This window comes from Candidatus Korarchaeota archaeon NZ13-K, from assembly GCA_003344655.1.
GTDB lineage: Archaea > Korarchaeota > Korarchaeia > Korarchaeales > Korarchaeaceae > Korarchaeum.
Window position 1 is genome coordinate 96,144 of the sequence record MAIU01000001.1, and the last position, 11,586, is coordinate 107,729.

At 52.3% G+C, this 11,586-nt stretch carries 11 protein-coding genes; 4 read left to right on the forward strand and 7 right to left on the reverse strand.

What is annotated here, in order from left to right; translation table 11 throughout:
* Positions 1–8 precede the first annotated feature (8 nt).
* Complete coding sequence (locus tag BA066_00560; protein ID RDD54275.1) at positions 9–2,195, forward strand: hypothetical protein; 2,187 nt, start codon at positions 9–11, stop codon at positions 2,193–2,195.
* A 1-nt stretch (position 2,196) separates the two neighbouring features.
* On the opposite strand, the gene BA066_00565 is transcribed toward BA066_00560, so the two are convergent.
* The 3 genes from BA066_00565 to BA066_00575 form a co-directional block, all read right to left on the reverse strand.
* Complete coding sequence (locus BA066_00565) at positions 2,197–2,538, reverse strand: 30S ribosomal protein S26e (protein ID RDD54276.1); 342 nt, start codon at positions 2,536–2,538, stop codon at positions 2,197–2,199.
* Between the two features lie 79 nt (positions 2,539–2,617).
* Entirely contained in the window at positions 2,618–4,057 is a 1,440-nt protein-coding gene (locus BA066_00570; protein RDD54277.1) for a proline--tRNA ligase, read from the reverse strand.
* 24 nt (positions 4,058–4,081) lie between these two features.
* Entirely contained in the window at positions 4,082–4,747 is a 666-nt protein-coding gene (locus BA066_00575; protein RDD54278.1) for a hypothetical protein, read from the reverse strand.
* A 120-nt stretch (positions 4,748–4,867) separates the two neighbouring features.
* Here BA066_00575 and BA066_00580 point away from each other — a divergent pair, with 120 nt between their 5' ends.
* Complete coding sequence (locus tag BA066_00580; GenBank protein ID RDD54288.1) at positions 4,868–5,470, forward strand: DNA polymerase subunit beta; 603 nt, start codon at positions 4,868–4,870, stop codon at positions 5,468–5,470.
* A gap of 2 nt (positions 5,471–5,472) precedes the next feature.
* Here the strand turns inward: BA066_00580 and BA066_00585 are convergent, their stop codons facing one another.
* Entirely contained in the window at positions 5,473–6,546 is a 1,074-nt protein-coding gene (locus BA066_00585; protein ID RDD54279.1) for an mRNA surveillance protein pelota, read from the reverse strand.
* Between the two features lie 19 nt (positions 6,547–6,565).
* A complete protein-coding gene (locus BA066_00590; GenBank protein ID RDD54280.1) occupies positions 6,566–7,780 on the reverse strand; it encodes a DNA primase in 1,215 nt (404 codons plus the stop codon).
* A gap of 209 nt (positions 7,781–7,989) precedes the next feature.
* On the opposite strand from BA066_00590, the gene BA066_00595 reads away from it, so the two are divergent.
* Complete coding sequence (locus tag BA066_00595; protein RDD54289.1) at positions 7,990–8,193, forward strand: 30S ribosomal protein S17e; 204 nt, start codon at positions 7,990–7,992, stop codon at positions 8,191–8,193.
* 96 nt (positions 8,194–8,289) lie between these two features.
* Positions 8,290–9,675 carry a nucleotide sugar dehydrogenase gene (locus BA066_00600; protein RDD54281.1) on the forward strand — a complete coding sequence of 462 codons (1,386 nt, stop codon included), beginning with the start codon at positions 8,290–8,292 and terminating at the stop codon, positions 9,673–9,675.
* 7 nt (positions 9,676–9,682) lie between these two features.
* Here the strand turns inward: BA066_00600 and BA066_00605 are convergent, their stop codons facing one another.
* The gene (locus BA066_00605) at positions 9,683–10,768 is read right to left on the reverse strand and encodes a (Fe-S)-binding protein (protein RDD54282.1); all 1,086 of its coding nucleotides are present in this window, start codon (positions 10,766–10,768) and stop codon (positions 9,683–9,685) included.
* A gap of 9 nt (positions 10,769–10,777) precedes the next feature.
* A partial coding sequence (locus BA066_00610; GenBank protein RDD54283.1) for a hypothetical protein occupies positions 10,778–11,586 on the reverse strand: 809 nt, incomplete at its 5' end.

Below are 11,586 nucleotides of genomic sequence, written 5' to 3' on the forward strand. Positions count from 1 at the left end.
GAATCAGCATGGGAGAGGGCATGTACTTCCACATAGAGGAGTCCGAGGAAGGCTTGACGCTCTGGTTCTCGGGAGGATCCAGCAGGAAGGTCAAGTTTAGACCCTACTTCTACGTCTTTCCGGAGGAAGAGGGAAATGTCACAGGCTTCTTGGAGAAGGAGAGAGTCAAGAGGAAGGTCATGGGAGTTGAGAGGGAGCTAGTGAAGTTTCACTTCAAGGATGAGAGGTCCATGAAGAGGGCCGCCAAGGGCGTGAGGAACCCCATGGAGGCGGGGCTGCCCTCCTGGTTCAAATACGTGATTGATGAGAACTTGGTCCCCTTCACGGCTCCCGACTCGGGAGAGCAGAAGGGAATGGAGGAACTGAGGAAGCTCTTCTTCTCCGGCATGATCTACAGCGAAGATGGTTTTCCCATAGAGGGGAAGAGTCCCTTGGTTGCCATCTCCTACGCCGTGGACGAGGGCCCTGTGGAGATCATGTCGGTCAGCGACCTAGACGATGCCTCCCTGATAGAGGAGTTCTCCTCAGTAATAGCCAAGGAGGATCCCGACGTCCTGATAGGGTATGGCCAGGATGCGGATGAATTCAAGCATATAATGGCGCGGGCGAAAGCGCTAGGGATCAGATTTCAAGTGGGTAGGGATGGATCTGAGCCTGTTGAAACCGGGAAGTTTTTCAGGGGAACGATCATAGTTGAGACTAGGGTTAGGGGTAGAGCGAACTTAGATCTGTTCTCGGTGGCCTGGAGGGACTTCCCATACCTCCCCGAGAGGACTTGGTACGAGCTAGCCGATGAGCTTGGCGTCAGCAGGCCCAAGGTAATGATGAAGTTCAGGATCCCTGAGGTCTGGAAGAGCGATAGAGATGCAGCTCTAGAGTATCTAAAAAAGAAATTAATTACTATAACTGGAATATACAATAAAATAATAGACCACCAAGTGGAGCTATGTAGAATGTCCCTGATCCCGATTCACAGGCTGCTGAGGAGCTCCGTCGGTGAGATAGTGGAGGCTATTTTACTCAAGGAGGCTAGGAACAGGGGGTGGGTGGTCTCCCAGTCGGCCCAGAAATCTGAGGGGGAGTATGAGGGAGGCCTCGTCTGGATGAAATCCCCCGGAGTATATGAGGACATCTGCTACCTAGACTTCGCGAGCATGTATCCCTCGATAATGAGCCTGCACAACCTGAGCTTCGAAACGGTCAACCCTGAGGAGGGCCTGTGCGGGGAGGTGGAGGAGGTCAACGTGGAGGGAGTCAGGGCCAAGCTCTGCAGGGACGCGAGGGGGTTGATTCCCGACGTCGTTGGGATGTTGATGGAGGAGAGATCGAGGATCAAGGAGTCTCTAAGGAAACTCGGGTACGATGATCCAGAATACAGGAGACTTGAAGCCGCTCAGAAGGCAATAAAAGTTGTGACGAACGCTATGTACGGGTACATGGGATGGGAAGGTGCCACTTTCAAGAATCTAGCGGCAGCAAGGCTCACATCCGCTTACGGTAGGTTCTACATAAAGAAGGTCAAGGAGTTCTTGGAGTCGAGGGGCCTAGATGTCATATACATGGACACGGATGGGATTCAATTCATCAGGGGAGAGTGTGAGGGTGTGTTGGATGAGATAGTTGAGGTGATACCCCTGAAACTCGAGCTCCGCTACAGGGCCCTGAGGGGGATCTACCTGGCCAAGAAGAAGTATGCTCACATGCTGGAGGATGGCAAGGTGATAGCTAAGGGCCTTGAGTTCGTGAGGAGGGACTATCCCAAGATAGTGAAGGAGGCCCAACGCGCGGTCGTCGAGGCCATCCTCAGGGGGGAGAGGGAGAGAATAGGGGAGATAGTGGAGGGGTTCAGGAGTAAGATAATCAGTGGCGATCTCGATAAGGAGGACCTGATAATATTTGAGACGATTGGCAAGGAGGAGGAGAAGTTTGAGAGGATGACGAAGGGTCTCAGGGTCTCCCTCTGGCTTAAGGAGGTGAAGGGGATCGAGCTGCACAGAGGTCAGGTTATAAGGATGATAATCGTCAAAGGTCCGGGCAGTGTGACGGAGAGGGCCAGACCGGCAGAATTCTTTGATGTTGAAGACGCGGATACGGAATACTACTTGAACTTGTTCGATCAGGTGATCGAGAGGACCCTCGCACCCCTTAAGCTCTCCCCAGGGGGTAAGAAGGGAGGGTTGGAGGACTGGTTCTGAATCAGACCTTGAGGAACTTGAGCGGTAGGTTCGATACCTGCCTCTTCGTGGCGGCCCTGTTGAGTGGTAGGGACTCCTTCCTTTCCTCCTCTGCTCTTGGCCTGACTATACCCAGGTAGACGGCGCAACTGACGCAGTAGTACCTGGTCTCAAGCCTCTTCGATATGTAAGCGCCCTGCCTCTCAAGATCCTTTCCCAAGCTCCCGCCCACTGGAGATACCCATCTAGTGACCTTCACGGCCTTATCAGCCGGAACCACCCTGCCACATTGGGAGCATTGGACTGTTCTCTCATGGCCGGAACCGCCTAACTTCCTACCCCTGTTCTTCCTCTTTTTGGGCATACACTCACCCAGCTCCTATGATCCTCATGAGAATAAAAGGTTTCTCTCCCATGGGCCCGCGCTCTCGCCGTGGGGGTGCTCAGTAGGACCTGCCTATCCAGCACCTATGCTTAGCTTCTTCCCCGCAGATGATGCACCTCTCGCCCTTCCCCTCCAAGGCGCCTTCCTCATATCCTATCAGTCCATAACCACCCTTCTCCTCTACCTCATGTCCACATTCCTCCTTCCCGCACCAGGCGAAGGACACCACCTTTGTTTTGACGTTTTCAATGAGTTCCTCTAGGTTCCTAGCGTGATAAATCCTCTGCTTGAAGTAGCTCCACGCCTGCTCTGCGAGTACCCTCTCGATATCCCTCAAGAGTTCATCGATGAATTTAGTGACCCCCTCAAATGGTGTAGTCATTCTCTCCATCTTATCCCTCCTGAATATCGTTAATTCCCTATTTTCGAGTTCCTTCTTCCCGATCTCCACCCTAATGGGGACTCCCTTCATCTCCCACTTGTAGAACTTGTATCCCGGTCTCTCATCGCTATCGTCGAGGTGCGCCCTGAAGTCCCTGGAGAGAACGGATCTCACCTCCCTGCAGTAATCCATTATCCTCTCTTCATAGTCCTTCGTGGGTATTGGGACTATGACCACCTGAATTGGGGCTATCTTCGGCGGTAACCTGAGTCCCCTGTCATCCCCGTGTATCGCTATAACCGCGGCCAGCGATCTCTCGGATATCCCAAATGAAGTAGTATTAACGTTTCTTTTCTCTCCTTTCTCATCCATGTATCTTAACTCGTAAGTTTTGGCGAATAAATCTCCAAAATTTATGGCACTACCGAGCTCCAATGCCTTACCGTCCGGCATTATCGTCACGATGTCGTAGTTGTAGAGGGCGCCGGGGAATGTGTCCCACGGCATCGTCTTCACGACTATGTAGGGAATGAGCAGCTCATCGTAGAAGCTCTTGTATATCCAGACCTCCAGGTTGACCTGCTCAACGGCTTCCTCGTATGTGGCGTGAAAGCTATGACCCTCCTTGAAGAAGGCGACCTCCCTGACCCTCAGCATGGGCCTCGTCGCCTTGGTCTCATACCTGTAGATCGGAGCTATCTGGTAGATCCTTATCGGGAGATCCCTGTAGCTGTTTATCCACCTAGAGAGAACCTCATACATTATTGCCTCACTCGTGGGCCTGAGAGCCAGTTTCTCCTCTATCTCCTGCCTACCTAACCTGGTCACCCAAAACACCGAGTCCTGAAAGCCTTTGATGAAACGAAACTCCCTACTAAGAACGCTCTCCGGTACTATCGATGGGAAATAAACCCTTTTATGCCCTGTCTGCCTGAGGAGCCTCTCCATGATGTTCATTATATTCTCCATCAGCTCATAGCCATAAGGCAGCCATACGTACATTCCCTTCACTGGATACCTCTCATCCAATATCTCCGCTTTGAAGATCACCTCATCGAACCACCTGGAGAAGTCCTCCTCCTTGGGCACCACCTCGTAGGCTTCCCTCTCGGACATGTCTTTGCATCACCACCCGCTGGCCTACCTGATCCCCATCGCTCTTAAAAAATCTGCCCTCTCGGTGAACCTTAAAAGATTGAATCTGATTCCCGGACTCTCGTTCTCAAGCTCTTCCACCATTCTGATGTAGGGATCGTCAGATGGGCCTTCTACTTCGCATCCGCAGAGGGCGATCGCCTCTTCCAGCGGTATCTCGCTGAACGGTGCGATGAAGTTCTCGATCCTCCTGAGAGCGAGGTGTAGCCTTCCTGAGATCACCAGCAGATCCGGCGATCCCGTGAATATCGATCTCAGCAGGAGGTACACGACATCATCGAGCACCAGAGGGAGAACGATTTTCTCATCCCTCGACCTGAACATTCTCAAGGCCTCTTGGAGCACCTCAGGGATCCTCTCCCTGGAGTCGAGGCTTAATTTGGAGGAGCTTATCCTTACAGGGAACCTCGATTCCATCTCGAAGAAAAGATCCGAAAGCACATCATCGTATGGCAACTCGGTCCTCAAGAAAAGTATTTCATCATCCCTCGAGAGCAGGTTATTCCTACTGACAAACCTCCTCATCCTGTTCAGGAGGGAGTCCCTGAGGCATCTCCTGCACAAGCTCTCGCCGGAGTACCTTCTGGTTACCACGATCTCTGGAGCCCCGCACTTGGAGCAACGGATCAAGTTTTTAGGGGTCTCTCTCATCCATCCGGAGTGCAGGGCTCATTCGATATAAAACCGGAGGGGGAGGAGATTTACGATGAGGAGAGATGGAAGATACTGAGGGAGAAGAGGGAAAGAGGGACAGCTGTTTTAGAAATCCTCATGAGGAGAGGGATCATCGGATTCATTTACGGGAGTGTAGCCAGGGGGGATGTTAGGAGGGAGAGTGATATAGATGTGGTGATCCTTGACTGCTCCCTACCTCCCTCGCTGATAGAGGATATGCTGTCTGGCGAGCTGGGGGAGCCCTATTACAGGGAGATAATTCAAGCCTCCCCGAGGAGCGTACCGAAGTGTCACATACACTTCGATGAAGAACTAGTCGTTTCCATCCCCTTGGGGACGGTGAGGATGAAGGAAAGGGAATTCTACAAATTCGGTGGAAGGATCGGGTTAGAGGAAGTGAGGAACGGCATTAGAGTACCGGGGGTGAACAAAGAGCTCAAGCTGATATATCCCACTCCTTCGGGTCACCTTCTGCTCCCAGTAGTGGGGCACGAGAGTGCTGTAGCTAAGATACTCGGGATAGATGAGGCATCCGTTAAGGAGAGAGTTAAAGTCCTGACCAAGAGAAGAGTCGTTGGCAAGACGGGATTGTACGCCAATTACCGTCTGATGCCAGGGGAATCCATAGAAGAAGCCCTCTTAAGGCTCAGAGGGGTCAAAAAATGGCTTGACGAGAGACTCAGGAGGGAGGGTGTCTAGCGCTAATGCAACCTGTACCTCAGCTTGGCGGCTATGCCCCCTATGCCCTTCAACCTCTCCCCGGGTTCACTCTCCGAATCTATTATTCGGAATTCAGCTCCTATTCTCTCGCATCCCTCTATCAGGTTAAATATCTCCTCCCTAGTGTCCGGATCGAAGAACAGGGTGCTCGATATGAGGACCAGCTCCGCCGCCCCCTGATTGACAGATTCGATGACTTCCTTGAGCCCGTATGTCACGAGATCCGATCCTCTGGCCAGTAGGTTGAAGATCTCATCCACGCTCACCATGTCCTTGATGAGCTCAAGCTCCCTCAGGACCTTATCCGCCTCCCCTCTCCTCAACATCTCAATTATTCCTGAGAACGTGGCGCTACTGGCATCACCCTCCCTCACCTTCTCTCCGATCCCGGGGTCCTTGAGCTTCACGTAGGAGATGAACTTCTCCTTGGTGAACCCCGGACCTCCAACCACTATTGCCCTAGGTTTCACCCTACCATCCAACTCACGTAAAACGCCCAGGACCTCGGAGAAGTATCTTCTCTCCTCCCCCTCCCTCCCTCTCAGGTCCTCCATCTTGGACGGAAGCCTCGATCTTACATAGGCAACCTCTTCAGCTCTCGTTGGACTCACCCTAGCTATAGTAGCTCCCTCGTCATCCATCGCCACAAAAATCAACTCTCCCTTCTCCGAGAGACTCTCAGCCCTCCTGAGGATATCCAAGTGAGACCTCTTCCACTCCTTCTTAACTATTGTTAACACAGAGCCCTCCTCGACGGAGAAGGTGTGATGCTGCCCCTGTATGCCGAACTTATCAGGCCCCACCCTGACGATGCCAGATACCCTCAACTTGGAGGAGTAGTGATCAAGTTTCACCTTATCCACCTCTATCGTTAGTGTCATTGGCACTCTCTCCCCACTATCAGCCCTTATCCCATCCTGCTTGACTCTCCTCAGAGTCTTCATGGTGACTAGGTCTCCCCTCTCGAGCACCGTGGACAGCCAGTACATATCATTCAGGCTGTCCACCCTCAGCCTCACGAATCCCTTCTTCAGATCCTCCTCCAAGACCCTCAAGTCTTTACACCTTCGATCCTCATTGTACCGTGTATATCGCTAGACCGGCGCCCTTCCTCACCACGTCCTTCGCCACGTTAGCGACTATGGCCTTCACTCCAATCTCGTAAGCCCGATCGACTATCCTCTGCGTGATCACTCGATCGTAAACTATGTAGCTGACTCCCTTGAGGCTGTTGAGCTCGTTAAGGAGATCTCCTACAGAAATCTCCTTCAAGACGTTTAGTCCCTCATCCAATAGGAGGACCTTATCCGTGTTCCTTATTCTCTCATAGAACCCTCTGAAAATCTCCGGTATCCTGGAAAGCCTCTCATCCACCTCAGAAGCTGACTTCTTTCCCTCCGAAATGGACTTAGGGCCTGCCTGATGTTGCCTCTCCCCTACTACCGGTATACCGAGCTCCCTCCTCACATCATCGGCGGGCACAGCTGAGGATAGGGCCTTCCTTATCTCCTTCGCTGTTAACTCCTCCACTACCTTCCCCTCAGGTGCTCTAGCCACGTAATCTATATCCGTCTGCTCCAGGAGCGTTCTGAGGACCATCTCTCCTCCTCTATCCCCGTCAACAAAAGCTGTAGCCTCCTTCTCCGATATAAGCTTTACCAGAGATTTGGGAACTCTTTCCAGAGCTCCGCCCATCGCTATCACGTTATCGAAGCCATACTTCAGCAGGTTCATCACGTCAGCCCTTCCCTCAACCACTATTATCTCCTGGGACTCCTCGATTCCCCTGCCCGCCGGGAGCTGCTCCTCACCATAGAGTATGAAGTTCGACTTAGCGCTCTCCCTCTCTACGAACTCTATGAGCCTCCTGAAACTATCTTCTCTCTCTATTGACCAATTTCTCAGTATTTCAGCGGCTCTCTTAGCTATTTCGTTTCTCTTCTCCTCCCTTTCATCAACCACCTTTATGAGTTTGAAGTTGGCTTGATAGGGACCTACCTTATCGATGGTCTCCATCGCGGCGATGAGGAGAGCGGTTCTCACTTTATCCAGCCCTGAGTATAGCTCGACCACTCCTTTAGATCCTTCGCCCTCCCTTCTCAGCTTTATGTTTATTCTACCAATTTTTCCAGTCCTTTGAAGCTCTTTTAACTCCAACTCTGGACCCAGTAGTCCCTCGAGTTGTCCGAATATTGCGCCTATGACATCGCTCGTCTCCACGACCCCATTAACGGAGACCTCAAGCTTGGCTATGTACTTGGGATGGAAGACATCTCTCCTACCTTCCATCGGATAAACCTCCCTTAATTCCGCCTGTCCGCCCGCCAACTAGTCCCCGAGGGTCATCGATCAGCCCACGCTTTCCTCCCTACCCCCGGGGTCATGAGGTGGCGGGCGGTGATTATACGACACTTGCCGCTAATATAATCTCTTCGGGCGACCCCCGTGAGGGTGGGGTAACGCTTATAGCTCCCACTCGTGAGGTGAAGCGGATGATTATGGGGACCGTCAGGGAGAAGGCCATCAAGAGAACAGCCTATAAGCTTGTGAAACAGTATCCGGATCTTTGGACGGAGGATTTCGAGCACAACAAGGTGATCCTATCTCAGATAGCTGAGATAAAATCCAAGACATATAGAAACCGGATAGCCGGGTACATAACCCGCCTGAAGGTCAGGGAGAGGCAGGGAACCTTGATATAGGCTGAGAGCGTTTTTCCCTCCCTTGGATTTCATCGATTTCAATGATTTCAATGGAATAGCTTTTGTACGACGAGGGGGCCATGAAGGAGGATCGGAATGAATGAGCGCCCCTCCGACCTAAGAGAGAGAGTTCTGAGTAGGAGTGCGAAGATCTCCGTGATAGGACAGGGCTATATAGGTCTTCCCATAGCACTCATCCTAGCGGATTCCGGATTCAGGGTGGTGGGGTACGATATCGATCCGAGAGTAATAGGAGAATTGTCCAGCGGTAAGACTAGGCTTGAGGGGGAAAGGGAGATCAAGAGACTCCTACTCAAGCATCTAGGGTCTAGATACTTCCCAACCAATGACCAAAGGAAACTCATGGGTTCGGATGTGATAATAATAGCGGTTCCCACTCCTAGAAGGGATGGATCTGCGGATCTGAGCATGCTCATGCAGGCGCTCAGGACGGCTCTATCCTCGATCAACAGGGGTGGGCTGATAGTCATTGAGAGCACGCTCCCACCCAAGACCTTCGAGACTCTAATACTAAAGGAAGTAGTGGAACTTGGTTTCAGGCCAGGCGAAGATCTCTTCATCTCCTATTGCCCCGAGAGAGCCATGCCTGGAAATCTGATCGAGGAGCTCATCAGGAGCTGCAGGGTAATAGGTGCCATTGATGAGGGGTCGGCTGAGATATCCAGGCTGCTATATGAGTCGTTCGTTGAGGGAGGCATAGAAGTCACCGATCCCCTAACTGCGGAGATATCGAAGCTCGTTGAGAACGCATATAGGGACGTAAACATAGCCTTCGCGAACGAAGTTGCTAGGGTCTGTGAGAGCCTGGGAGTGGACGTGAGGAGGGTCAGGGAGATAGTAAACAGGCATCCTAGGGTGAGGATGCTGGTTCCCGGGATAGGGGTAGGTGGTAGCTGCCTGACCAAGGATCCTCTCTTCCTTTACTGGGCCTCCGTAGAGGAGGGATATTCGCCCGAGCTGATAAACACAGCGAGGAGTCTCAATGAACGGATGCCCTACAGGTATGCGGAGCTGGTGGATGAGTTCCTGAGGAGCAAGAGGCCGGAGGGAAGGGGAAAGGTTTGCGTCCTCGGTGTAACCTACAAAGGGGATGTGCCTGATACTAGGGAGTCGCCTGCTGGTTATCTGATAAGGGAGCTGGTCAGAAGGGGTCATGAGGTCAGGGTTCATGATCCGCTAGTGCGCGAATCATTCGGAGCTACCTTCTTCGATGAGTTGGAGGAGGCCGTGAGGGGGGCCGATGTGGTAATAATAGCGAGCGATCATTCCATATTCAAGGAAGTGAATCTAAAGAAGCTGAGAAGCCTTGCTGGAGAAGACCCTGTCCTCCTTCTGGATGGCAGACTCATCCTAGATGCGCAAAAAGCTGAGGACTCTGGTTTCATCTACGCGTCCGTCGGGAACATCACCTCCCTGAGGTGCGTTAAGGGACCTGCCATCCAAAAAATTCTTCGGCTCTAATGGATAACTATTTTATAAATTCTAACATGAAACTGGATATATGGGAAGCTTTTATCCCCTTCGATCTAACTTTCGTCTCCAAAATATCGGTGAACATGGCATAGCACCCCACGTCCTCTATCACCACGTGTGTCGCGGCGTGAGCGCTGGCGAGAGACAGCACCCTTTGAACCCAGTTAGAGAACCTTTCCCCCTCTTCCCTATACAATAATGTGAACCCGCAATCACAGCAGAGCCACTCGGGGGGCTCTATAACACCGATCCCCTCGATGCTCGTGAGTAGCACCTTAAGGGAGCTCTCACTGCTGCATGAGGGTAGAGGCAGCACTCTCAGCTCCTTACCCTTGTACCTGCTCAGCTTCAGATCCCCGGATCTGACCGACCTGAGAATGAATGATGTCAGAGCAGTGAAGTTGAGTTCAGCATAAACCCTAGGGGTCAGCGAGCATCCTGAAATGACCTCCTTGGGGCTGAGCTCCGATATCATGCTCATTAGCCTCTCCCTCGACTCGCTGGCGAGATCCCTCTCTCCGAGTATGTAGAGAAGAGCGCCGGAGCAGGGCTCATCGGGACCTATCGTAGTGAAATCTTCCGAGACCTTCCCTAGGATCCTCATGGTGTTCAAGGCGATCTCAGTGGCCTTATGCATCCAACATCCGGCGAACAAGAGAACACTTGATCCCCTTTTAGGCTGGAAATCCGGAGGAAGCCAGTTGCCCTTTATCAGGTCCCCACCTATTGGACTGCCTGATCTCCTGAAGGAGTCCCTCATACCGACGGTGACTAGGGGGACATAACCCATGTCTATGAATGAACCTCTGGTTCTGACCAGCAGGTCGAAGGGTCTGATGTCAACGGGGCAGTAGCGATCGCACAGGCCGCAGTTGGCGCATGTGAATATGTGCCTGAGAGTGCTCTCAGTTAGCTCAATGCTGCCTCTTGAGAGCATGTAGAGTATCTTCATCCTAGATCTCATACCTGAGCTCTCGAGCCTGTCCTCGGCATTGAAGAGGGGGCAGGGTATGTTGCAACCACCACAGCCCAAACACCTGGAGAGCTCTGAGGAGAGTTCAGGATCAAACTCCACCTCCAAGGGATCACCTCATAGGAGCTTTCCGGGGTTCATTATCCCTTTCGGATCCAGCATCTGCTTGAGAGTTCTTATCATGTGAAAGTATCCCTCATCGAAATTCTCGTTGATCCTCTGCACACCAACTCCCGTCCCGAATCCTAAGGATGCACCCAGCGAGGATGCACTCTCTATTAGGTTGAGTGAGGCCTTCTCCGTCCTTTCAACTTCCTTGGGATCCCTCGCGTTATAGAGGAAGATGGCCGTCACCCATCCTAGGGGAGGGTCTATCACGGTCACTGAGGGGATCTTCATCCTCGCGCTGGTCCTATCTATTTCCTGGACGATATCTCTGATCAAATGTTTGTAAGATAGCATGCTCACCACCTTGATAGAAACTTTCTTGGATCCGGCTACCCTGTATATCTTCTCCCTCCTCTCCCAGACCCTGTCCACCTCGCTTCCCTCCACCTCATTGTGCTCTATCGCTATCTCAGACAGCACCTCATGGACGCGAGACCTCCATCTCTCGATGCACTCGGGACTTCCCGAGATCTCCAAGAAACCTATGGCCTCAACACCGGTGAAGTCTTTTCCCTCCATCAGCTCCTTGTAATTGTGATAAACTTCGAACCCAGAGACCTCGATGCCAGCCCTCTCCAGTGAGTCCTGTATCAGAAGTGAGTCTGAGACGTCATTGAGTTCCATGTAGTAGGAGACCCTCGACTCCGGACGGTACCTGAGCCTCACCAGGGCAGAGGCTATCACGCCCAGTATGCCCTCGGATCCGACGATGAGCTCAATGGCATTCCTCTTACTGGGGGGACCGGGTTGTTCTAGGG

Excerpts from the sequence above, each read along its gene's own strand:
- BA066_00590 (RDD54280.1), bottom strand. The coding sequence starts at position 7,780 with ATGGAAGGTAGGAGAGATGTCTTCCATCCCAAGTACATAGCCAAGCTT.
- BA066_00560 (RDD54275.1), top strand. The coding sequence starts at position 9 with ATGGGAGAGGGCATGTACTTCCACATAGAGGAGTCCGAGGAAGGCTTG.
- BA066_00595 (RDD54289.1), top strand. The coding sequence starts at position 7,990 with ATGGGGACCGTCAGGGAGAAGGCCATCAAGAGAACAGCCTATAAGCTT.
- BA066_00575 (RDD54278.1), bottom strand. The coding sequence starts at position 4,747 with ATGAGAGAGACCCCTAAAAACTTGATCCGTTGCTCCAAGTGCGGGGCT.
- BA066_00600 (RDD54281.1), top strand. The coding sequence starts at position 8,290 with ATGAATGAGCGCCCCTCCGACCTAAGAGAGAGAGTTCTGAGTAGGAGT.
- BA066_00565 (RDD54276.1), bottom strand. The coding sequence starts at position 2,538 with ATGCCCAAAAAGAGGAAGAACAGGGGTAGGAAGTTAGGCGGTTCCGGC.
- BA066_00570 (RDD54277.1), bottom strand. The coding sequence starts at position 4,057 with ATGTCCGAGAGGGAAGCCTACGAGGTGGTGCCCAAGGAGGAGGACTTC.
- BA066_00580 (RDD54288.1), top strand. The coding sequence starts at position 4,868 with ATGAGGAGAGGGATCATCGGATTCATTTACGGGAGTGTAGCCAGGGGG.